Genomic DNA, 22,819 nt, shown 5'->3' on the forward strand with positions numbered 1-22,819 from the left:
AGACCTGGCACCGATATTCCAGCCAGCAGCCGAGAATCGCGGACAGAGTCTCCTACGGTTCCAGGGAGCACGGCTTTTCGTAGGATGGCGTTGAGCGAAGCGATACCCATCACCACGACCGCATGGGTTTCGCCAAGGCTCAACCCATCCTACGAAAAGCGCCCCGGCGCAGCCGGCAAGACGTTGCTTCTACAGGGAAGCACCACCGTAGGAGCGGGCCCTGCCCGCGATTCGCGCGCAGGGCGCGCTCCTACATGGGAATGACCTACCCCAACGCCATCTCCCGCAACGCCGCCTTGGTCACCTTCCCTGCGGCATTCAGCGGCAGCGCGTCCAGCACCATCGCGCGGCGGGGCGCCTTGTAGTTGGCCATGCGCTCGCGGCACCAGGCGAGGAAGGCGTCGAGGTCTATCGCCTGGCCCGGGGCCGGCAGCAGGAAGGCCATGGCCACCTCGCCCAGGCGCTCGTCGGGGATGCCGACCACCGCCGCCTGGGCCACGCCCGGGTAGGCCAGGATGGCCTGCTCGATCTCCGCCGGGTACACGTTGAAGCCGCCGTTGATGAACATGTCCTTGAGGCGGTCGGTGATGCGCAGGTAGCCGCGCTCGTCGAGCACGCCGACGTCGCCCGTGTGCAGCCAGCCCTCGGCGTCTATCGCCTCGGCGGTAGCCTCGGGGTTGTTGAAGTAGCCGCGCATCAGGTTGTAGCCGCGCACCACCACCTCGCCCGGCTGCCCCGCCGGCACCGATTGGCCGAGGGCATCCACGCAGCGCACTTCCACCTCGGGGAAGGCGCGGCCGCTGGTGGTGGCGATGGTTTCTGCGTCGTCGCCGGGGCGGCAGATGGTGACGAAGCCGCAGGTCTCGGTGAGGCCGTAGGCGGTGACTATGGTCTGGAAGCCCAGCTCGCTGCGCATGCGCCGGACCATTTCCACCGGCACCGAGGCGGCGCCGGTGACGGCCACGCGCAGGGAGCCCAGGTCATGCTCGCCGCGCTGCGGATGGGCCAGCAGCGATTGATAGAGAGTCGGCGGACCGGGCAGCACGGTGACGCGCTCGCGCTCGATGCGCTGCAACAACAGCGGCACGTCGAACACCGGCTGCGGCAGGATGCAGCAGCCGCGCATCAGCGCCGCCAGCCAGCCGGCCTTGTAGCCGAAGCTGTGGAAGAACGGGTTGACGATCAGGTAGCGGTCGCCCTGGCGCAGGCCGACCATCTCGCTCCAGTCGCGCACCAGGCGCAGGTTCTGGCCGTGGGCGGTCATCACGCCCTTGGGCTTGCCGGTGGTGCCGGAGGTGAACAGCAGGTCGCACAGGTCCTCGGCGGTCAACGCCGCCTCGCGCTCCTCCAGCTGCGCCTCGCTCACCTGTTCGGCCAGGGCCAGGAAGGCTTCCCAGCCCAGGCAGCCGTCGCGCTCGCCGCGCAGTATCACCCTGTGACGCAGCGCCGGCAGCACGTCGCCGGCGAGCTGCGCCGGGTAGTCGGTGCCGAGGAATTCACCAATGACGAACAGCGCGCTGGCGCCGCTCTCGCGCAGCACCAGGCCGGCCTCGGCGCCCTTCATGCGGGTGTTCAGCGGCACCAGCACGGCGCCCACGCTCTGCAGCGCGGTGGCCGCGACTATCCATTCCCAGAGGTTCGGCGCCCACAGCGCCACCCGCTCGCCATGGCCGACGCCCAGCGCCAGCAGCGCCCGCGCGGCGCGGCGGCGCAGGCCGTCGAGCTGGCGGTAGCTCAGGTGGGTGGCGCCGTCCTCGATGGCCGGCTGGTCGCCATGGGCCGCCGCCGCGGCGGCCAACAGCTGGGGAATGGTCGGGGCGCAGAGCACAGGGATCATGGCGGGCAACTCGCGAACGAAAGCGGAAAAGGGCCGGCGCGCCGCCGGCCCGCTGGCGGCAGGCTCAGGCCTGCGGCGGGGCGAAGCGGCGGCCGGCGGAGAAGCCGCCGTCGACAGCGATCATCTGCCCGCTGACGAAGGAGGCGTCGTCCGAGGCCAGGAACAGCGCGACCTTCGCCACCTCCTCCGGCTGCCCGGCGCGGCACAGCATGTGCTGCGAGGCGAAGAAGGCGTGGAAGGCCTCCTGCTCGCGGACCATCTGCGTCATCGGCGTCTCGATCAGCCCCGGGCAGAGGCCGTTGACGCGCACGTTGGCGTGGCCGTAGTCGATAGCCATGGAGCGCGTCAGCTGGTTGATGCCGCCCTTGGCGACGTTGTAGGCGGTGTTGCCGTCGCAGCCCTGCAGGCCGAAGATCGAGCCGATGTTGATGATCGAGCCGCCGCGCTGGGCGACCATCTGCGGCAGGGCGTGCTTGCTGGTGAGCATGCTGCCGGTGAGGTTGATGTCCAGCACCCGCTGCCATTCGCTGGTGGGCGAGCTGGTGACGCTGCCCTGGCTGGCCACGCCGGCGGCGTTGACCAGCACGTCGAGGCGGCCGTGGCGCGCGACGACCTCGCCCATCACCTGCTGCACGTTGGCTTCGTCGCGCACGTCCAGGGCCATGAACAGCCCGGGGAAACCCTCCGGCGCCTGGCCCACGTCCAGCCCCACCACCTGCGCGCCCTCTTCGGCGAAGCAGCGGGCGCAGGCCAGCCCGATTCCCGATGCCGCGCCGGTGATCACCGCGACCTTGCCTTGCAGTCGATTCATTCGCACACCTCTGCTTGTTGTTGTCGGTTTGCCGTGCGCCGGAGTCTAGCCGGGCCCCGGCGGCCGGAGATCGTCCGATGGGACTAGCCGGCGCGCAAGGGGCGGCGACCGTTCGGCGAAGGGCCCTGGCTATTTTTGCCACATGGCGGTAACTTTCCGCCACGTGGCAAAAACCAGGAGTGCCCGCGCCATGAGCCTCGGCAACGACAACCGCTATCGCCTCCCCCAGGACCCGGACCAGCCGCTGCGCCTGCTCTACGGTGACAAGGGGCCGCACGCCAGCAGCGTGTTCGAGGTGCACGAGATGATCGAGCGCGGCCTGCCGTCGGACGTGGTGATCGCCTTCGCCGAATCCATGGAGCTGGACCGGCAGGCCTTCATCAAGCTCATCGGCATGTCCGAGCGCACCCTGCAGCGCCGCCTCAAGCACCCCGAGCCGCTGTCCGCCGAGCAGAGCAGCAGCGCCTGGCGCCTGGCCAAGGTGCTCAGCCGCGCCGAGGAAGTGCTGGGCTCGCGCCGCGCCGCGGTGGACTGGCTGATGGCCCCGGCCCTGGGCCTGGAAGGCCACGCGCCGGTCGACCTGCTGACCACCCAGGTCGGCTTCGAACTGGTGGACGACTTCCTCACCCGCCTGGACTACGGGGTCTACTGATGCAGCCATTGCCAGGGACCGGCGAGCTGTACCTCTGGCGCCTGGACCGGCGCGAACATGCCGACGGCTGGGACAGCGGCATCGGCGCCGAACTGGCCGGCGGGCGCTGGAACTCCAAGGGCGTGCGCGCCGTGTACGCCAGCGCGGACGCCGCCACGGCCATTCTCGAGGTAGCGGTGCACAAGGGCTTCCCCGCGCTGGACCGGGTGCCCCACGTGCTGACCTGCGCACGCATCCACGACCCCGCCCGGGTGCTGCGCGTGGAGCCGGGCAGCCTGCCGAACCGCAACTGGCTGGTGCCCGGCATTCCCAGCCACGGCCAGCAGGTGTTCGGCAACGAACTGCTCGCCGCCCACCCGTTCATCCTCATCCCCTCGGCGGTGGTGCCGCACGGCTGGAACCTGCTGCTCAGCCCGGCCCTGGCCAAGGGCGCCTACGAGCTGGTCAGCCAGGAGGCCTTCGCCCTGGACACCCGGCTCAACCCACCGGCGCCCTGAAAAAAAGAGCCCGGCCAAAGCCGGGCTGCAACGGGGCGGCACAGCCCCACACTCGAGAACGACCTCTTCAATCCGGGAAGCGCACCCGCACCTCGCGGCTGCCGGCGCGGCCCTGGCAGGCGAGGGTCCAGCCCTCGGCCAGCTCGGCGGCGCTGAGCACGTCGTTGCGCGGCAGCAGTACCTCGCCCTGCTCCACCTTGCACATGCAGGCGCCGCAGTAGCCTTCCTCGCAGGAAGCCGGCGGCGCCAGCCCGGCCTTGCGGCAGCTTTCCAGCAGCGTCTCGCCCGGCGCGCAGGGCACCCGGTGCTCGGCGCCGTCCAGGGCCACCACCAGGCTTTCCACGCAGGCACCGCCATCGGGCAGTGCCACGGCCGCCTGCTCGTCCGCATCCGGCGGCGAGACGAAGCGCTCGACGTGGATGCGCCCCGGCTCGATACCGGCCTGCAGCAGGGTGCCTTCCACCGTGTCCATGAACGGCCCCGGTCCGCAGATGAAGCATTCGGCGTGTTCCCAGCCACGCAGCAGGTGGCGCACGTCGCTGGCGGCGAGAAAGCCCTGCAGCTCGTCCAGCACGTGGATCACCTGCAGCCGCTCGCCGTATTCGCGCACCAGCTCGCGCAGGGCGTCGCGGAAGATCACCGAAGCCGCGTCGCGGTTGGCGTACACCAGGCGGATGCGGCAGGCGCGGCTGGCCAGCGCCTCGCGCAGGATGGAGAACACCGGGGTGATGCCCGAGCCACCGCCGAACAGCAGCAGGTCACGCTCGTCGCTGCCCAGGTGGAAGTGCCCGGCCGGCGGCAGTACCTCCAGCTCATCGCCGGCGCGCACGCTGTCGTTCATCCAGTTCGACACCCGGCCGCCGGCGACGCGCTTGACGGTGACCCGCAGCGCGTCGTCCAGGCCCGGGGTGCTGGACATGGAATAGCAGCGGCTCAGGCGCTTGCCGTCGACCAGCACGCGGAAGCCGAGGAACTGCCCGGCGCGGTAGTGGAAACGCCCGGCCAGTTCCGCCGGCACGCGCAGCACCAGCGAGCGCGCGTCGGCGGTTTCCTCGATCACCTCGGCGACCGCCAGGCGGAAGCTGCCGCCGGCGGTCGATGCCTGCGGCGCCAGGGTCTGCGCACTGCCCATCGCCATGCTCCGTTCAGATGCCGCTGATCAGCTGGGCGTTGTCCACGCGGATCTCGGCGCCGTTGATGAAGCGCGACTCGTCCGAGGCGAGGAACAGCACCACGCTGGCGATGTCCCGCGGGGCGCACATGCGGTTCATGGGGTCGGCGTCGAGCACTTCCTGGGGGATCGGCTGGCCGCCGGCCAGGGCCTGGGTCATGGGGGTGTTGACGCCGTCCGGGTGCACGCTGTTGCAGCGGATGCGGTAGCCCTGCTGCTTGCAGTGCAGGGCGACGGAGCGGGTCATGGCCGCCACCGCGCCCTTGGACGCGGAGTAGGCGCAGAAGGCCGGCATGCCGCCCAGGGCCGCCACCGAGGACATGTTGACGATGGAGCCGCCGCCGCTTTCCTTCATCGCCGCGATGGCGTACTTGCAGCCGAGGAAGTAGCCCTCGCCGTTGATGGTCTGCACCTTGCGCCACAGCTCCAGGCTGGTGTCCTCGATGCTGCCCAGGGCGAGGATGGCGGCGTTGTTGACCAGCACGTCGAGGCGGCCGAAGCGCTCCAGGGTGGTCTTCACCACGTGCTGCCAGTCGCTTTCGCTGGCGATGTCGTGGCGGATGAACAGCGCCTGCTCGCCGATCTCGGCGGCCAGCGCGCGGCCGGCCTCCTCGTTGAGGTCGCTGAGCACCACGCGGGCGCCCTCCGCGGCCAGCAGCAGGGCGTCCTCGCGGCCGATGCCGCTGGCCGCGCCGGTGACGATGCAGACCTTGCCTTGTACTCGGTTCATGCTTGTTTTCCTTCAGGCGGTTTCGGGGGTGGCGGCGTGCGCCTGCGCTGCCGCGTGGGCGGCGGCGCGGCGGCCGGAATACACGCAGTCGGCGATGGACAGGCCCGACACGTAGAGGTTGGAAGCGATGCCCACGGCATTGCGCCCGGCGCTGTAGAGCCCGGCGATGGGCTGCCCGGCGGCGTCCAGCACGCGGCCGCTGCGCTCGCACACGCGCAGCCCGCCGAGGGTGATGGCCGGGCAGGGATACAGCTTGCTGTCGAAGGACAGGTCCAGCGCGTACCAGGGCCCGTCGTCGAGGTCGGCGAGCATCGCCGGCGACTTGCCGAAGGCGTCGGTGTGCTCGCCGCGCGCCGCCCGGCCGTATTCCTCCAGGGTCCGGCGCAGGTTCGCCGGCGGCATGCCCAGGGCCTGGGCCAGCTGTTCCGGGGTGTCGCCGCGGCGGCGGTTGAACAGCAGGTTGAGCAGCACCGGCAGGCGCTGGAACGACCACACCTTGCCCGGCCCGACCTGGCGCACGGACTCGCGCAGCAGGTTGCGGTCCAGCACCAGGATGGCGCGGCCGCCCTGCTCTTCCACCATGGCGTGGCCGAGCTTGGCGCCGTACACCTCCTCGTTGCAGTAGCGCTCGCCCTCGGCGTTGACGATCACCCCGCGGGCCCAGGCCAGCGGCGGGTTGATGAAGCGCCAGGCGCTGACCTTGTCCAGATGCTGCGCGGCGGCGCCGACGCCCAGGCCCAGGCGGATGCCGCTGCCGTCGCAGCCCGGCGTGCCCAAGGGCAGCCCGGCCAGGTAGCGCGGCGCGTGCTCGGCGAGCATCGCGCGGTTGAAGATGAAGCCGCCGGCGCTGAGCAGCACGCCCTTGCGCGCGCGCAGCAGGATCGGCTGAGCGTGGCGCTGTTCGATACGCCGCAGCGCGGCGGTCAGGCGCTCGGCCAGCGGCGGCGCGTAGGGGTGGATGGCCGTGGCCAGGCGCCCCAGCCAGGCATGGCGGCGCGCCGCGGCGCTGCCCGGCGGCAGGCGCCAGGCCTCGACGCCGACCACCGCGCCGCTGGCGTCCTGCACCAGCCGCCGTACTTCGCACTGGCTATAGAGCTGCACGTCCTTGGCCCGTGCCGCCGCGCGCAAGGCGCCGAACAGCGCGGCGCCGGACATGCCACGGCCCTTGGTGCGATGGCCACGCGGCGCCGGCCTGGCCAGGCTGGCGTAGGCCGGCACGGCTTCGTTGCCGGAGTAATAGAGGTAGTAGCGGTCGCTGGGATAGGAAGTCTTTTGCGGCGGCACGCTGGCCTCGTAGCGCGCGCCCTGGCGTTCCAGCCAGGCCAGCTGCTCGACGCTGCGCTGGCAGAAGTCGCGCAGGGTCTCGGCCTGCACCACGTCGCCGACCTCCTCGCGCAGGTAGCTGAACATGGCCTGCGCGTCGTCGGCATAGCCGGCCTGCCGCTGCTGCGGCGTGCCACCGCCGGCATAGACCACCCCGCCGCTGCGGGCGGTGGCGCCGCCGCCGGTGAAGCGGTCCAGCGCCAGCACCTGCAGGCCGCGCTCGCGCGCTTCCAGGGCGGCGCAGGCGCCGGCGCCGCCGAAACCGACCACCAGCAGGTCGGTCTCGGCGTGCCACTGCGGCGGCGCGCCCTCGGCCAGGCGCAGCGGGGCGATCGGCTGGGTGGCGGCCATGCCGGTCAACCCGCCGCCGCCACGCTCGGCGCCTGCACGGCGACGGCGGTGGTGTAGGTGCCGTTCACGTAGATCAGCGGGGTGATCCGCGGGCTGTGGCGGATCTCGCGGATGCGCCCGATGAACACCGTGTGGGTGCCGTAGGCGAAGCGCCCGTCCTGCTCGCAGATCACGCTGGCCTGGGCGTCGGCCAGGTAGGGCACGCCACATTCGGCGGCGCGCCAGTCGCCGCTGGCGAAGCGCCCCTCGCCCTTCACCGGGCCGCTGCACAGGTGCGACAGGTGCTCCTGCTCCTGGCCGAGGATGTTCACGCAGAAGTCGGCGCCGGCCTCCAGCACGCGGTGCAGCGAGGCGGTCTTGTTCACGCAGATCAGCAGCGACGGCGGCTCGGTGGACAGCGAATCCACCGCGGTGGCGGACATGGCGAAACGCTCGCGGCCATCGCTGGTGGTGATGATGGTCACCGACTTGGCCAGGCGGCGCATGGCCTGGAGCATGTCGGCTTTGAGTTCGTCCTGGTTCATCGCACGGGGCCTCGCTGTAGGCGTTGTTGTGCGATGGATTCTGTGGCCGCCCCGGTGGCCCAACATCGTCCGAGGGGACTAGGCGGCCCGGCGCCGCGGCATATGGTCCGTTTGTGGGATGCGGGCGCCGCGCGGGCGTTGCCAAATGCCCGCGAAGGCCCCTGCCGCCGAGCGCCGGGGACCGAGCACAGCCCCCGCGCGGGGCGATCACAGGAGAACAACAAGATGCTCGACCAGGAACTGATCCGCCAGCGCCTGCGCCAGCGCGCCCGCGAACTGGTGCCGGTGCTGCGCGAACGCGCCGCCGACGCCGCCCGCCAGGGCCGCCTGCCCGAGGAGACGCTGCGCGACTTCCACGACGCCGGCTTCTTCCGCATCCTCCAGCCGGCGCGCTGGGAAGGCTACGAGCTGGAGCCGAAGGACTTCTTCGAGGTGCAGATGACTCTCGCCGAGGGCTGCATGTCCTCGGCCTGGGTGCTGGGCGTGGTGGCCATCCACAACTGGCAGCTGGCGCTGTTCGACGACCGCGCCGCCCAGGACGTGTGGGGCGCCGACTCCAGCGTGCTGATCTCCTCCTCCTACATGCCGGTGGGCAAGGTCACCCCGGTGCAGGGCGGCTTCCGCCTGTCCGGGCGCTGGGGCTTCTCCAGCGGCAGCCAGCATTGCCAGTGGGCCTTCCTCGGCGCCCTGGTGCCGCCGAGCGAGCCGGGCGGCGCGCCGGACTACCGCACCTTCCTGGTACCGCGCAGCGACTACCAGGTGCTGGACAACTGGAACGTGATGGGCCTGGAGGCCACCGGCTCCCACGACGTGCTGGTGGAAGACGCCTTCGTCCCCGAGCACCGCACCCACCGCGCCCTCGACGGCTTCATGCAGAACAGCCCGGGCAACGCGGTGAACACGGCGCCGCTATTCCGCCTGCCGTTCGGGCAGATCTTCGTGCGCGCGGTGTCGTCCTCGGCCATCGGCGCGCTGCAGGGCGCGGTGGACTGCTTCATCGAGCACAACCGCGCCCGCGTCGGCGTCAACGACGGCCGCAAGATGGGCCAGGACCCCGGCGCCCAGCAGGCCCTGGCCGATGCCATGGTCTGCGTCGACGAATGCCGCACCGTGCTGCTGCGCAACTTCGAAACCATGATGCAGCGCGCCCGCGACGGCCAGGGCCTGAGCATGCCCGAGCGGGTGAAGATGCGCTACGACTCGGCCCTGGTGGCGGACAAGTGCGCCCGCGCGGCCGGCGCGCTGATGTTCAACAGCGGCGCCTCGACGATCTTCCGCGAGCACCCGATCAACCGCGCCTTCCGCGACATCCACACCGGCCGCGCGCACGTCGCCAACAGCCCGGCGAAATACGCCTGGAACCTCGGCGGCGTGAGCATGGGCGCGGACTCCACGGACTTCTTCCTCTGACGAAACGGCTTCGTAGGAGGGGTTGAGCCCGCTGCCCCGGCGATGGGTATCGCTTCGCTCAACCCATCCTACGTTGTCCCCGATTCCGGCGTTTCGGCGTAGTCCGTTCGGGCGATTCCGCGGCGCCGGCGAACCCCGACCATGGCCTTCAGGCAGAGCCCGTCGGCCCGCCACACTGACAAGGGACGAACCCCATGAAATTCTCTCTGATCTACGAAGCGCAGACGCTGGACAGCACCCGCGAAGGCGACCGCCGCATCTTCGACGAGACCGTCGAACAGGCCGTGCTGGCCGACAAGCTGGGCTTCGACACCTTCTGGTGCGTGGAGCACACCGCGCTGACCAACTACTCGCACATGTCCGCCCCGGAGACCATGCTGGCCTTCGTCGCCGGCAAGACCGAGCGCATCGGCATCGGCCACGGCGTGGTCTGCCTGCCGCCGGCGATGAACCACCCGGTGAAGGTCGCCGAGCGCATCGCCACCCTCGACCTGCTGTCCCATGGCCGCGTGCACTTCGGCGTGGGCAAGGGCGGCACCCAGCAGGAGGCCGGCACCTTCGGCTACGACCTGGCCACCCTGCAGCCGCAGATCGACGAGGCCATGTACCTGATCCCGAAGATGTTCGTGCAGGACGAGATCGAGCATAACGGCGACTTCGTGAAGATCCCCAAGCGGCCGATCCACCCCAAGCCCTACCAGGACCCGCACCCACCGATGTATCTGGCCTGCACCAACACCGAATCGCTGAAGAACGCCGGCGGCCGCGGCATGGGCGCGCTGGTGCTGGGCTTCGGCGGCCCCGAGGAGATCGCCAAGAAGGTCGCCGTGTACCACGAGGCCTGGGACACCCGTGAGGAGAAGAACCAGGTCGGCTTCCGCCCCAACCGCCACATCGCCGCGCTGTGCCCGGCCATCGTCCTGGACGACAACGAGCAGGCCCGCGCCATCGGCATCCGCGGCCAGCGCTACTTCATGGAATCGCTGGCCTACTGGTACGCCGGCGGCGAGCGCCCGGACCCGGCCAAGTGGCAGGACGACACCTTCGTCGACGGCAACGGCCAGGCGGTGATCCGCTCGCGCTTCGCCTCCGAGGAAGTGACCGTGGACTTCTCCGACCCGAGCATGGCGATGATGAACCCCAACCACGCCTACGGCACGGTCAACGACTGCATCGGCTACGTGCAGCGGCTGATCGACGCCGGCGCTGACGAGATCCTGTTCATCTGCCAGATGGGCACGGTGCCGCAGTGGGCGCAGCTGGAAACGCTGAAGAACATCGGCGAGAAGGTCATCCCCTACTTCCGCAACAAGCAGCAGGCCGGCTGACCGCCAAGGGCATCGCGCACCGATAACGGGCCTCGACGAGGCCCGTTCTTCTTCCGGCGGCCTGCCATACTCTCCGGCATGACCCACGCCACCTTCCGCTTCTACGAGGAGCTCAACGACTTCCTCCCCGCCGACCGCCGCCGGCGCGAGTTCGCCTGCGCCTGCCCGCCGGCGGCCACGGTCAAGCACATGATCGAGGCCCTGGGCGTGCCCCACACCGAGGTCGAGCTGGTGCTGCTCAACGGCGAGTCGGTGGGCTTCGAACGCACCCTGCTCGACGGCGACCGCGTGGCGGTGTACCCGGTGTTCGAGCGCCTGGACATCAGCCCGCTGCTGCGCGTGCGCGCCCGGCCGCTGCGGGTGCTGCGCTTCGTCGCCGACGCACACCTGGGCGGCCTGGCGGCGCTGCTGCGCATGAGCGGCTTCGACACCCTCTACCACAACGCCTTCGACGACGGCGAAATCGCCGAGATAGGCGCGCACCAGGGCCGCATCGTGCTCACCCGCGACCGCGAACTGCTCAAGCGGCGGATCATCAGCCACGGCTGCTACCTGCACGCGCGCAAGCCGCGGGAGCAACTGGGCGAACTCTTCGAACGGCTGGACCTGGCGCGCAGCGCGCGGCCGTTCAGCCTGTGCCTGCGCTGCAACCATCCCCTGCGCGAGCTGCCGGCCGAGCAGGCGCGGCCGAAGGTGCCGGCGAAAGTAGCCGAGCGGCATAGCCGCTTCCTGGCCTGCGACCAATGCCAGCGGGTGTTCTGGGAAGGCTCGCACTGGCGCAGCATGCAAGCGCTGCTGGAGCCGTTGTTGCAGGAATCGTAGGGCGTACAACCGTTCGCGGTTGTACGCCGTTTGACCTTGGCTGCCGGCCCACTCGATTCCGGGCTTGGCGTGACCCGGCATTCTCCCAGGCTCGACCATGGCGTAGCCGGTGAGATGGGTGTAACGGCGTACAACCGCGAACGGTTGTACGCCCTACGGTTTCCGCGTTCGCGGGAATGACGGGGTGTCAGGATGGTGCCTGTCCTCCTGACCGCTCAGGACAGCCCCCTCTCCCTTCAGGGAGAGGGTTGGGGAGAGGGAACGGAGTCAACCCAAAACACAGCAGCCACCAGGTAACTCCATTCGCTCCCAATCCCCTTCAAACCACCCTGGCCGGATGCTGCACCCGCGGCGCCCCCAGTTGCTCGCGCCACGACGGCGGCTGGCGGCCATCGGCCTCGCGGATGCCATAACGCAACGCCAACTCTGCGCTGACCAGCGTCTGCCCGGACAGCTCCGCCAGCCCAGGATCATCCAGCAACGCCTGGATGATCCGCCCGTTGAACTGCGGCGTCTCGGCCATCGCCAGGAAGGCCTCGTACTGCTCGGCGCGGGCCTGGCCGGCGATGGCGGTGCGTTCGGTCAGTTGCGGGCCCAGCCATAGGGAGACCGTCGCCACCCGGCTGTGCTCGAAGTCGATGGCCATGTCCGCCGCCAGCTTGTCCACCCCGGCCTTCTGCGCGCCGTAGGCCGGGCCGTGCATGTAGCAACCGGCGCCGAACGAGGAGACGAAGGCCACCAGCGCCCCGGGCGCCTTCAGCAGCAGCGGCGCGGCGTGGTAGCTGGCGACGTAGGCCGAGCGCAGGCCGACGTCGAGGATGTCCACCAGGTCCAGCGGCTTCTCCCAGAACGGGCCCGGGTCGATCAGTTGCTCGTGGATGAAGGCCACGTTGTTCACCAGCAGGTCCAGGCGCCCCTGCTCGGCCTCGATACGCTGGAACAGCGCGCGCACCTGGGCGTCGTCGGCGTGGTCGCACTGCACGGCGATGCCCTTGCCGCCGGCCGCGTCGATGGCTTCGGCGGTCTCGTGGATGCTGCCGTGCATCACCTGGCCGCGCAGGGTGGCGCCGCCGGACTGCAGCGAGCGGCCGCTGACGTAGACGGTCATGCCGGCGGCGCCGAGGGCCTCGGCGATGCCCTTGCCGACGCCGCGGCTGGCGCCGGTGACCAGGGCGATGCGGGGAGTCTGATCAGGCATTGTGCTGTGCCTCCTTGCTGGCGCGGGCCTGCCCGGCCCGCTGCTGGATGTGTTCGGCGGCGAGGAAGCCGAAGGTCATCGCCGGGCCGAGGGTGGAGCCGGCGCCGGGATAGGTCGCGCCCATCACCGAGGCGGCGGAGTTGCCGATGGCGTAGAGGCCGTCGATGGCGCTGCCGTCCTCGCGCAGCACGCGGGCGTACACGTCGGTGAGCAGGCCGCCCTTGGTGCCGATGTCGCCGGCATCGACCTTCACCGCGTAGAACGGTGCCTTCAGCAGCGGCGCCAGGCAGGGGTTGGGCAGCACGTGGGGATCGCCGTAGTAGCGGTCGAACAGCGACTCGCCCTTGTGGAAGTCCGGGTCCTGGCCCAGCACCGCGTAGCGGTTGAAATGCTCCAGGGTGCGCGCGAGGCCCACGCCGTCGACGCCGATCAGCGCGGCCAGTTGCTCGATGCTGTCGGCCTTGTGGTAGTAACTGCGCAGGTGTTTCGGCACGCGGCTGTCGGGCTGCGCGTAGCCGGGCAGCAACGCGCCGCAGGGGTATTTGCGGCGGAACTCGGCGTCGAACACCATCCAGCAGGGCACGCTGCGCGCCTGCTCGCTGTCGTGGGCGTACATGGCGTAGACGATGTCGGTGTAGGGCGCGGCCTCATTGACGAAGCGCTGGCCGGCGGAATCCACCAGCACGCAGCCCGGCAGGGTGCGTTCGACGAACAGCGCGCGCTGCTTCTCCTCGCCCTCGACGCAGGTGGTCGGCGCCCACCAACTGTGCTCCATCAGCGCGGTGGCCGCGCCCAGCACCTGGCCGGCGCGGATGCCGTCGCCGCTGTTGTACGGCGGGGTGGCGCTCCATTGCGCCTGCGACGGTTGTGGGTGGTACTGGCTGCGCATCGCCTGGTTGCGCTCGAAGCCGCCGGCGGCGATCACCACGCCCTGCCTTGCGTGGACGCGCAGGGTGCGGCCGTCGCGCTGCAGTTCGACGCCGATCACCCGGCCGCCCTCCTCCACCAGCGCCTGCAGCGAGGTGTCCAGCCACAGCGGTACCCGGCGGTCGAGCAGCGAACGGCGCAGCGCGGCGACCAGGGCGTTGCCCAGGGTGAGGAAGCGGTCGCGCGGCGAACGCAGGCGCCCGCCCAGGTCGCGCCAGTAGCGCCAGAGGATGCGCAGGGTCAGGCCGACCCAGCCGGGGCCGCGGCACAGCAGCACCCGCGCTTCCTTCATGGTCATGCCAATGCGCCCCATCATCAGGGTGCCCGGCGAGGGCGCGCGCAGGCGGACGAATTCATCGCCCAGCTCGCGGGCGTCGAACGGCAGCGGGTCCATGGAGCGGAAGCCCGGCTTGCCGCCGGCCACCTCGGGGTAGTAGTCGGCGTATTCCGGTTGCGCCTCGAAGCGCACCCGGCTGTTGGCCTCCAGGTATTCGACCATGCGCCGGCCGTGCTCGACGTAGGCCTCGACGCGGCCGTCGTCCACTGCGTTCTGGCTGACCGTGCGGATGTAGCGCACCGCTTCCTGCGCCGAATCCTGGCCGCCAAGGGCGGCGATGCGGTGGTTGCAGGGTATCCAGATACCGCCGCCGGACACCGCCGAAGTGCCGCCGTAGCGGTCGCTCTTTTCCACCAGCAACACGTCCAGGCCCAGGTCGCGGGCACGCAGCGCGGCGGTCATGCCGCCGGCGCCGCTGCCCACCACCAGGACGTCGCATTCATGGTCCCACTCGCGGCTCCGCTGGCCGCTCGCCCTTGCGTTCATGCGCTTTTCTCCGGGAGCTGGCGTGGGCCACGCCCACGCTCGAGCGCCGATTCTTCGCGCAGCCCGCGGGGCCGGTCATCGTCCGATGGGACTAGCGCCAGAGCGGCCCGCCCACGTCCCGCCGGCTTAGTCCCTTCGGACGATGTTGGCGCGGCCGGGTGACCACATAGTCAGCCCCGCCACCCTCCCGCCAACACAGTTCCCGGGCCTGGCCGGACGTGCCTGCCCGAGCAGAGGACGAGATGACAAGAATAAGAAACGCCTTCCAGCCGTTGCCCCTTGCCCTCGCGATCAGCGCCACCGGCCTGTTCCTGGCCGGCCAGGCGCAGGCGCTGTCGTACCAGCTCAACGATGACCTCAAGGTCAACTGGGACACCACCGTCAGCTACAGCCTGGCCTGGCGTACCGAGAAGCGTGCCCACGCGCTGTCCAACGGCGGCGCCAACCCGGCCATCGCCAACGGCGACGACGGCGACAACGCCTTCGACCGCGGCAGCCTCATCAACAACCGCGCCAGCTTCCTCACCGAGGCCGACTTCCGCTTCCGTGACGACTACGGCCTGTTCGTCCGCGCCACCGGCTTCTACGACGACGTCTACCACCGCGGCAACGACAACGACACCGGCACCTCCAACTGCTTCGCCGGCGGCCGCTGCTCCAAGCCCGACGAGTTCTCCGGCGACACCCGCGACCAGGCCGGCGACGACCTGCGCCTGCTCGACACCTACGCCTACGGCACCTGGAACCTGAGCGGCCACACCCTCAACGCGCGGGTGGGCAACCAGGTAGTGGCCTGGGGCGAGAGCCTGTTCAACGGCTTCGGCATCTCCGGGGCGATGAGCCCGGTGGACGCCACCAAGGCCAACACCCCGGGCATCGAGATCAAGGAGCTGTTCCTGCCGGTGGGCCAGGTGTTCGCCCAGTACGGCCTGACCGACGACCTCGGCCTGCAGCTGTACTACCAGTACCAGTGGAAGCGCAACGAGCTGACCCCGGTCGGGCACTTCTTCTCCACCACCGACTACATCGACGAAGGCGGCTTCAACGACTCCACCGGCCAGCAGCGCCGCCTGGGCGACGACACCCCTGGCAACAGCGGCCAGTACGGCGCGGCCCTGACCTACACGGTGGAGCAGCTGAACAACACCGAGTTCGGCCTGTACTACCTGCGCTTCAGCGACCACAGCCCGCAGCTGGACTTCCTCACCGACTGGAACACCGGCGCCTACCGCGCGCGCTTCTACGACGACATCCATCTGTACGGCGCCAGCTTCTCCAGCATGCTCGGCGACACCAACGTCAGCGGCGAGATCAGCTACCGCGACGGCCAGCCGGTGCTGGTCGACACCGGCCTGACGCCGCAACCGGTGCGCGCCAAGGTGGCCCAGGCGCTGGTGTCGTTCATCCACTCCTACGGCACCCTGCCCTTCGCCGACAACACCACCCTCACCGGCGAGGTCGGCTACAACCGCGTGGTGGACAACGACAAGACCCCCAGCTTCAACGTCTTCGTGCCCACCGCCGGCGGCATCGTGCCGATCACCACGCCCAACACCGACAAGCTCTACTACGACCGCTCCGCCTGGGGCTACACCCTCAGCGTGTCGCTGGACTACAACAACGTGTTCAACGGCTGGGACCTGAGCGTGCCGATCGTCTTCAGCCAGGCGGTCAACGGCAACTCGTCCATGCCCGGCAGCTTCGGCATGGGCGAAGGCGACGACCGCTTCGCCGTCGGCACCACCTGGCGCTACCTGAACAACTTCACCCTCGAAGCCCGCTACAACATGTTCCTCGGCAACCCGAGCGAAACCACGCTGGCGGACCGCGACAACCTTTCGCTCACCGCGAAATACAGCTTCTGACCCAGCCGGAGGAGCCAGACCATGAACCACAAACCCTATCTGCTACCCCTGCTGCTGTCCGCCGGGCTCACCTGCCTGGGCGGCCAGGCGCAGGCCAAGGTCAGCCCTGAAGAGGCCGCGCGCCTCGGTCAGGACCTGACGCCCATGGGCGCCGAAAAGGCCGGCAACGCCGACGGCAGCATCCCCGCCTGGAGCGGCAAGTGGCGCGGTGCGCCGCCGCAGGTGAACTACACGCCGGGCGACCGCTATGCCGACCCCTATGCCGACGAGAAGCCGCTGTTCGTCATCACCGCGCAGAACATGGAGCAGTACGCCAGCCGCCTCACCGATGGCGAGCGCGCGCTGTTCAAGCGCTACCCGGCGACCTTCCGCATGCCCGTCTACCCCTCGCACCGCGACTTCCGCATGAGCGAGAAGGTCGAGGCCAACATCAAGGCCAACGCCACCAGCGCCGAGCTGGTGGAAGGCGGCAACGCCGTGCGCAACGCCTTCGGCGCTTCGCCCTTCCCCATTCCCCAGAACGGCTACGAGCTGATGTGGAACCACGCCCTGCAGGCCCGCGCCAACAGCGAGGAGGCGGTGTACGACCAGGCGGTGATCTACTCCAACGGCAACCAGGCGCTGCAGACCGTGCACTACCAGATCCTTGCGCCCTGGTGCGACCCCAAAGGCTCGCTGCAGAACTATGACGGCGGCATCATGAGCCACTTCATGATCACCACCTTGAAGCCGGTGCGTTCCAAGGGCGAGATCATCGGCGGCAACGAGTTCTTCGACCCGGTGGCCAGCCCGCGGCAGAGCTGGCAGTACCTGCCCGGCACGCGCCGGGTGCGCCGCGCGCCCACCGTCGGCTACGATACCCCGACCGGCGCCGGCGGCTTCCGCACCATCGACGAGGACCGCCTGTTCAACGGCGCCCCGGACCGCTACGAGTGGAAGCTGGTCGGCAAGAAGGAAATCTACATCCCGTACAACAACTACAAGCTCGACGACCCGAGCGTGAAGTACTCGCAGCTGCTCACGCCCAACCACATCAACCCGGACTACATGCGCTACGAGCTGCACCGCGTGTGGGTGGTGGAGGCGACCCTCAAGCCCGGCGCACGGCACATCTACGGCAAGCGCACCCTGTACCTCGACGAGGACAGCTGGTCCGCCGCCCTGGCCGACAACTACGACAACCGCGGCCAGCTGTGGCGCACCAACATGCAGACCTCGGTCTACGCCTACGACATCCAGGTCAACCAGGCGCGGGTCGCGCTGTTCCACGACCTGATCGCCGGCTCCTACCTGGCCGACCGCATGGCCAACGAGCAACAGCCGCCGCAACTGAACACCGCCAAGTACGACGACAACTACTTCACCGCCGCCAACATGCGTAAGCTCGGCCAGTAAGGCCACCCCGAAGCCCGCGCGGACAACCGCGCGGGCTTCGTCTTTTGCAGAAGGTCCTTTGTACGAGGAAAACCCCATGCGACCACTCCTGCGCACCGCCATCGCCCTCGCCGGCCTGGGCCTGGCCGGCAACGCCAGCGCGCTGAACATCCTCCTGACCAACGACGACGGCTGCCGCGCGCCGGGCATCGCCGCGGTCTACCAGGCACTGAGCGCCGCCGGCCACCAGGTCACCCTGGTCGCGCCGGACACCGACAACAGCGGCATAGGCGCGGCCAGCGTGGTGCTGCCCGGCCAGGCCCTGGCCATCCAGCGCCTGGCCGACCGCCAGTACTGCGTCGGCGCCCCGGCCGGCTACGCGCTGCCGGCGGGCAAGAACATGGCCATCGGCACCCCGGTGGACGCGGTGAACGTCGGCCTCGACCTGCTGCTCAAGGACAACCCGCCGGACCTGGTGGTCTCCGGCAGCAACTTCGGCGACAACGCCGGCCCGCTGATCCAGCTGTCCGGCACCCTCAACGCCGCGCTCTGGGCCATGCGCCGCGGCGTGCCGGCCCTGGCCGTGTCCACCGCCATCGACCTGCCGCTGATGCAGCGCGACCAGAAGGCCGCCCTGCAACGCACCCTCGACGCCCAGGCCGACAGCGCCCGGCTCGCCGTGCGCGTGCTCGACCGCGCTCTGGCCAGCGGTCGCGCCGCCCGGCAGCGCTGCAGCGGCGGCAAGGACAAGGCCGCCTGCAAGCTGAACCTGCTGGGCCTGCCGGCGGGCCAGGGGCTGAACCTCAACTACCCGGCGCGCCAGGCCGCCGAGGTCCGCGGGCTGGTCTACGCGCCGGTCAGCGACTGGTCGCCGATCGTCTTCGCCGTGCAGGGCGACAAGGACGGCGCACGGGTGAACCTGGCGCGGCCGAGCGAGCCGAACGAACGCCAGCGCAAGGAGGATGCCTTCCTGCTGACCCAGGGCTACGCGGTGCTGAGCGTGGTGGGGACGGACCTGAATGGCAGCGGCGACGGGGAGCGCCGGGCGGAGGGGTTGCTGGAGGGGGTGAAGCCCTGAAAGTGGTGTTTTTTAGGTGCTCGTCTGGGGCATGGTGTTTCGGTATGAGTCCGCACCCTCACCCCAGCCCTCTCCCTGAAGGGAGAGGGAGCTTGGTCGTGCCGGCGGGGAGCATGGCCTACGCCGGATACTTCGCGCTTGCCGGCTAACTGTGGAGTACCCACGCACGCCGAACGGTCCCCTCTCCCTCCGGGAGAGGGTTAGGGTGAGGGGCGGGCGCAACCCCGCGCTCCGTCCTATGGCCAAGGTCAAACGGCGGATAACGTGGAACGTTATCCGCCCTACGCAAAGGTCGAGCCTGGCGTAGGGCGTATAACCGTTCGCGGTTATACGCCGCTACACCGCTGTCGCCGGCAATGCCTCTGGTCCTTGGGTGCCAAGCCTCGCTCTGAAGCGGAAGCTAAGTCCGTAACCCTCTCCCCAGCCCTCTCCCTGAAGGGAGAGGGGGCCGTTCGGCGTGCTCTGCTAGCCAGGTTTATGCCGGAAGTTGTAGGAGTGCGCTGATGCTTCGCTTGACGCAGGACAGTCCCCTCTCCCTTCAGGGAGAGGGTTAGGGAGAGGGAACGGAATCCCCCCCGGAACACCACTGCCACAGGTGACTCCCATTCGCGAGCAAGCTCGCTCCTACATCCCAACCTCAAACGGCGTCCCCACCCAAAGCACCTGCGTCACCTGCCCCTGATGGAACTGGTCGAAGTTGTCGTCGGACACCAGCACCAGGCTGCGCCGCCCATCCTCCAGGCGTGGCCCCCAGGCCATGCCCTCGAGCAGGTCCAGGCGCGGCAGGCGCAGGTCGGCGAAGTCCAGCAGCAGGTGTTTGCGCCCCGGGCGGAAGTCAGCGCCGGCCAGGCGCGGAACGTTCAGTACGTCGCTCGCGCCGTCCAGGTCCAACTGGTACAGGCGCACCCGCGATTCCATGCGCCCGCCGCCGCGGATCAGCACCACCCGCTCCAGCACCAGCAGGTGGCCGTCGTCCAGCGCGAGGATTTCCGACACGCTGTCCAGGTCGCGCGGGTGGCTGCTGTCCGCCGGCAATGGGTCGAGCGGATAGGCCACCTGGCGCAACGCCCTGCCCTCGCGGTCGAGCTGGGTGAAACGGGCGTAAGCGCCACTCTTGCGCGTCGGCGGTTCGCCGTCCTGGTACAGCGGGCCCTCCATGGCCAGCCACAGGCTGGCGCCGTCGGCGGCGAAGCTCAGGCCTTCGAACGAAAGGTTGTCGCGCACGCCGTTGGCCGCGAACATCGCCGGCAACGCCAGCACCCGCAGCAGGCTGCCGTCGCGGGTGGCCTGGCGCAGGCTGGGCGGCACGCCTTCGCCGGGGTTGCCTTCGCTGGTGTACCAGAGGCTGCCGTCGCGCGGGTCGATGCGCAGCGACTCGAAGTCCGGCACCTCGCCCGGCGCGCCGCCGGCGTGGCGGGCCTTGCTCGGGTAGAAGGAGCCGTCGGCCTGGCGCCAGAGGATCACGTCCTCCAGCTTCACCGCCTTCGGCCCCACGTCCAGCCAGTAGGCCCGCGCCGGACCGTGCTCGGAGGTGTCGTCGCTGATCGCCAGGAAGCGCTGCGAACGGCTGTCGTAGTCGATGCCGGACAGGCCGCCGACAGTGGTGTACTGGAAGCTCTGGCGCAGCGCCAGGCGCTGTTCGCCGAGCAGCGCCCAGCCGTCGGCGGCGCTCGTCTGGGCCGCGCCGAGGGCGGCGAGCAGGGTCAGGCCGGGCAACAGGCGCCGGCCGTGGCCGAGGTTCATCGGCAACTCCTTGTGCTGGGGATTCAGGCGTGGGCGGCGAAGCTGTCCGGCTGGTTCAGCACGCAGCGGATGCCGCCGGGCAGGGCCATGCTGGCCACGCACTGGTTGCAGTGGTTGCAGCCGTTCGCGTAGCCCTCGCCGCGCTCGCGGACGTTGCGCACCAGGTCCGGGTCGCGCAGCAGGGCGCGGCCCAGGGCGACGAAGTCGAAGCCTTCCTGCATGGCCCGCTGCAGGCTGTCGCGGGTGCTCACCCCGCCCAGGTACACCAGCGGCATGTCGGTGGCCTGGCGCACCCGCCGGGCCTGGTCGAGGAAGTACATCTCGGCGTAGGGCGAGCTGGCGAACAGGCGCCCGCCGAACCACTTCATGGCGGTGCGCTGCAGCGGGTTGCGCTCCAGCGGGATCATCCGCTGCAGCGGGCTTTCGCCGCGGAACAGGTACATCGGCGAGCGGCTGGTGAAGCCGCCGCTCATCACCAGCGCGTCCAGGCCATGCTCGGCCAGGCGCTGCGCGGCACGGCACGACTCGTCGATCTCCAGGCCGCCGGCGAAACCGTCGCTGAGGTTGAGCTTGGCCAGGATCGGGAAGCCCTCGCCCACCGCCTCGCGCACCGCCGCCAGCACTTCCAGGGGCAGGCGCAGGCGGTTGTCCAGGCTGCCGCCGTAGGCGTCGCTGCGGCGGTTGGTGGCCGGCGAGATGAACTGGCTGAGCAGGTAGCCGTGGCCCATGTGGATTTCGATGGCGTCGAACCCGGCGCGCTTCACGAAGGCCGCGGCGGCGCGGTATTCGTCGAGTGTCTTGCGGATGTCGGCGCTGCCCATGGAGCCGGCGAAGGGCACCCCGCTGAACAGCCCGTACTGGTTGATGCAGGCGCTGGGCCCGCGCGGGCGCGGGATGTTCAGCGGCCGGGTGCGGCTGAAGAAGCCGCAGTGCGCCAGCTGCGCCGACAGCGCCCCGCCCTCGCGGTGTACCGCGTCGGCCAGTTGGCGCAGCTGGGTGAAGATGCCATCGTGCATCCACATCTGGTCGGGGAAGGTCAGACCGTCCGGCGAAACGCCGCAGTAGGCCACGGTGGTCAGCCCGACGCCGCCGCGGGCCATGCGCGCGTGGTGCGCGGCCAGCTCGGCGCCGGGCACCCCGCCGGGGCACATGCCTTCGAAGGTGGCGGTCTTGATCACCCGGTTGCGCAGGCCTAGCCCGGCCAGGCGGGTGGGGCTCAGCACCTTGTCCAGCGCGTCTTGCGGGGTCATCTCAAGCCTCCTGGGCGGTGAAGGGGACGAACTCGGCGACTTCCAGCTCGAAGCCGGACACCGCCTTGTAGGCCACCGGGAAACTCATCAGGCGCATCCTGCGCACGCCCAGGTCGCGGAGGATCTGCGCGCCGACGCCGAGGGTGCGCTGAGGGAAGCGCGGCGGCTGCAGGCGCGGCCCCTGGGCCAGCTGGTCGAGGATGGCGGCGGCGCTTTCCTGCTGCGCCAGCAGCACCAGCACCCCGCGCCCCTCGGCGGCGATGCGCGCCAGGGAGCGGTCCAGGTTCCATTGCTGCGGCCCGCGCGGCGGCTCGCCGGCAAGCAGGTCGCGCAGCGTCTCCACCGCCTGCACGCGCACCAGCACCGGCTGCGCCGGGTCGACCTCGCCACGCACCAGGGCCAGGTGCAGCACGTCCTTGAAGGCGTCGTGGTAGGCGCACACGCGGAACGGGCCGTGGCGGGTGTCGATGCGGTACTCGGCGCTGCGGGCGATGGTGCCCTCGTGGAGGATGCGGTGGTGGATCAGCTCGGCGATGCCGCCCACCGGCAGGCCGTGGCGCAGGGCAAAGGCGCGCAGGTTTTCGCCGCGGGCATTCTCGCCGTCCTCGTCGAGGATGCCGGCCAGCAGCGCCGCCGGCTGCAGCCCGGCCAGGCGCGCCAGGTCGCAGGCCGCCTCGGCGTGGCCGGCGCGGCTCATCACCCCGCCGGGCAGCGCGCGCAGCGGGAAGACGTGGCCGGGGCTGACCAGGTCGGCCGGGCCGCTGGCCGGGTCCACCGCCACCTGCACGGTACGCGCCCGGTCGGCGGCGGAGATGCCGGTGCTGATGCCCCGCGCCGCCTCGATGGAGACCATGAAGCCCAGCCCCTCGCCACGCGGGCCGGCGGTCATCGGGCTCAGCCCCAGGGCGCGGCAGCGCTCGTCGGTCAGGGCCAGGCAGATCAGCCCGCGGGCCTCGCGGGCGAAGAAGTTCAATGCGGCATCGTCGATGAATTCGGCGGCCTGCAGCAGCATGCCGTCGCCCTCGTCGTCCTCGCCGTCGACCAGCACCACCGGCTGGCCACGGCGCAGCGCCTCGATCAGGTGCAGGGGGCTGTCCAGGGCCAT

Annotated in this window: 19 protein-coding genes; 8 read left to right on the top strand and 11 right to left on the bottom strand. The window is 70.2% G+C overall.

Annotated features, from left to right (window positions below; genetic code table 11):
* Positions 1-265 precede the first annotated feature (265 nt).
* Positions 266-1,837, bottom strand: coding sequence for a FadD3 family acyl-CoA ligase (locus tag M8R19_RS03235; protein WP_249916998.1), 1,572 nt, complete (start codon positions 1,835-1,837; stop codon positions 266-268).
* A 64-nt stretch (positions 1,838-1,901) separates the two neighbouring features.
* A complete protein-coding gene (locus tag M8R19_RS03240) occupies positions 1,902-2,648 on the bottom strand; it encodes an SDR family NAD(P)-dependent oxidoreductase (RefSeq protein WP_249916999.1) in 747 nt (248 codons plus the stop codon).
* Between the two features lie 190 nt (positions 2,649-2,838).
* Here M8R19_RS03240 and M8R19_RS03245 point away from each other — a divergent pair, with 190 nt between their 5' ends.
* Both M8R19_RS03245 and M8R19_RS03250 read left to right on the top strand, forming a co-directional pair.
* Complete coding sequence (locus M8R19_RS03245) at positions 2,839-3,300, top strand: Xre family toxin-antitoxin system antitoxin (protein WP_074981643.1); 462 nt, start codon at positions 2,839-2,841, stop codon at positions 3,298-3,300.
* Positions 3,300-3,797 carry an RES family NAD+ phosphorylase gene (locus tag M8R19_RS03250; protein WP_249917000.1) on the top strand — a complete coding sequence of 166 codons (498 nt, stop codon included), beginning with the start codon at positions 3,300-3,302 and terminating at the stop codon, positions 3,795-3,797. The genes M8R19_RS03245 and M8R19_RS03250 overlap by 1 nt, the downstream gene beginning before the upstream one ends.
* Positions 3,798-3,864: 67 nt before the next feature.
* Here the strand turns inward: M8R19_RS03250 and M8R19_RS03255 are convergent, their stop codons facing one another.
* The 4 genes from M8R19_RS03255 to M8R19_RS03270 are packed head-to-tail and all read right to left on the bottom strand — an operon-like array spanning position 3,865 to position 7,896.
* Positions 3,865-4,929 (bottom strand): ferredoxin--NADP reductase, encoded by a 1,065-nt coding sequence (locus M8R19_RS03255; protein WP_249917001.1) that lies wholly within the window; start codon positions 4,927-4,929, stop codon positions 3,865-3,867.
* A gap of 13 nt (positions 4,930-4,942) precedes the next feature.
* Positions 4,943-5,698: a glucose 1-dehydrogenase gene (locus M8R19_RS03260; RefSeq protein ID WP_249917002.1), complete on the bottom strand. Its 756-nt coding sequence runs from the start codon at positions 5,696-5,698 to the stop codon at positions 4,943-4,945.
* Between the two features lie 12 nt (positions 5,699-5,710).
* Complete coding sequence (locus M8R19_RS03265; protein ID WP_249917003.1) at positions 5,711-7,372, bottom strand: FAD-binding protein; 1,662 nt, start codon at positions 7,370-7,372, stop codon at positions 5,711-5,713.
* 5 nt (positions 7,373-7,377) lie between these two features.
* Complete coding sequence (locus M8R19_RS03270; protein WP_074981633.1) at positions 7,378-7,896, bottom strand: flavin reductase family protein; 519 nt, start codon at positions 7,894-7,896, stop codon at positions 7,378-7,380.
* Between the two features lie 225 nt (positions 7,897-8,121).
* Here M8R19_RS03270 and M8R19_RS03275 point away from each other — a divergent pair, with 225 nt between their 5' ends.
* The 3 genes from M8R19_RS03275 (at position 8,122) to M8R19_RS03285 (ending at position 11,456) form a co-directional block, all read left to right on the top strand.
* Positions 8,122-9,306, top strand: a complete 1,185-nt coding sequence (locus M8R19_RS03275) for an acyl-CoA dehydrogenase family protein (protein WP_074981631.1) — start codon at positions 8,122-8,124, stop codon at positions 9,304-9,306.
* A 194-nt stretch (positions 9,307-9,500) separates the two neighbouring features.
* Positions 9,501-10,634 carry an LLM class flavin-dependent oxidoreductase gene (locus M8R19_RS03280; protein ID WP_249917004.1) on the top strand — a complete coding sequence of 378 codons (1,134 nt, stop codon included), beginning with the start codon at positions 9,501-9,503 and terminating at the stop codon, positions 10,632-10,634.
* Between the two features lie 78 nt (positions 10,635-10,712).
* Positions 10,713-11,456 (top strand): Mut7-C RNAse domain-containing protein, encoded by a 744-nt coding sequence (locus M8R19_RS03285; RefSeq protein WP_249917005.1) that lies wholly within the window; start codon positions 10,713-10,715, stop codon positions 11,454-11,456.
* Positions 11,457-11,775: 319 nt separating this feature from the next.
* Here the strand turns inward: M8R19_RS03285 and M8R19_RS03290 are convergent, their stop codons facing one another.
* Positions 11,776-12,654, bottom strand: a complete 879-nt coding sequence (locus tag M8R19_RS03290) for an SDR family NAD(P)-dependent oxidoreductase (protein WP_249917006.1) — start codon at positions 12,652-12,654, stop codon at positions 11,776-11,778.
* Positions 12,647-14,404 carry an FAD-dependent oxidoreductase gene (locus M8R19_RS03295; protein WP_249917007.1) on the bottom strand — a complete coding sequence of 586 codons (1,758 nt, stop codon included), beginning with the start codon at positions 14,402-14,404 and terminating at the stop codon, positions 12,647-12,649. The genes M8R19_RS03290 and M8R19_RS03295 overlap by 8 nt, the downstream gene beginning before the upstream one ends.
* 242 nt (positions 14,405-14,646) lie before the next feature.
* On the opposite strand from M8R19_RS03295, the gene M8R19_RS03300 reads away from it, so the two are divergent.
* The 3 genes from M8R19_RS03300 to M8R19_RS03310 all read left to right on the top strand — a co-directional run bounded on the left by M8R19_RS03300 (position 14,647) and on the right by M8R19_RS03310 (position 18,721).
* Entirely contained in the window at positions 14,647-16,269 is a 1,623-nt protein-coding gene (locus M8R19_RS03300; protein ID WP_249917008.1) for a DUF1302 domain-containing protein, read from the top strand.
* A 21-nt stretch (positions 16,270-16,290) separates the two neighbouring features.
* Positions 16,291-17,664 carry a DUF1329 domain-containing protein gene (locus tag M8R19_RS03305; RefSeq protein ID WP_249917009.1) on the top strand — a complete coding sequence of 458 codons (1,374 nt, stop codon included), beginning with the start codon at positions 16,291-16,293 and terminating at the stop codon, positions 17,662-17,664.
* A gap of 76 nt (positions 17,665-17,740) precedes the next feature.
* Positions 17,741-18,721, top strand: a complete 981-nt coding sequence (locus M8R19_RS03310; protein WP_249917010.1) for a 5'/3'-nucleotidase SurE — start codon at positions 17,741-17,743, stop codon at positions 18,719-18,721.
* Positions 18,722-19,345: 624 nt separating this feature from the next.
* Here the strand turns inward: M8R19_RS03310 and M8R19_RS03315 are convergent.
* Genes M8R19_RS03315 through M8R19_RS03325 form a run of 3 tightly spaced genes read right to left on the bottom strand, consistent with a single transcriptional unit; the run spans position 19,346 to position 22,819 of the window.
* Positions 19,346-20,464, bottom strand: coding sequence for an esterase-like activity of phytase family protein (locus M8R19_RS03315; RefSeq protein ID WP_249917011.1), 1,119 nt, complete (start codon positions 20,462-20,464; stop codon positions 19,346-19,348).
* A 23-nt stretch (positions 20,465-20,487) separates the two neighbouring features.
* Entirely contained in the window at positions 20,488-21,714 is a 1,227-nt protein-coding gene (locus M8R19_RS03320; RefSeq protein WP_249917012.1) for an oxidoreductase, read from the bottom strand.
* 1 nt (position 21,715) lies between these two features.
* Positions 21,716-22,819: a 3,4-dihydroxy-2-butanone-4-phosphate synthase gene (locus tag M8R19_RS03325; protein ID WP_249917013.1), complete on the bottom strand. Its 1,104-nt coding sequence runs from the start codon at positions 22,817-22,819 to the stop codon at positions 21,716-21,718.

This window comes from Pseudomonas sp. R3.Fl (assembly GCF_023516765.1).
Taxonomy (GTDB): domain Bacteria; phylum Pseudomonadota; class Gammaproteobacteria; order Pseudomonadales; family Pseudomonadaceae; genus Pseudomonas; species Pseudomonas citronellolis.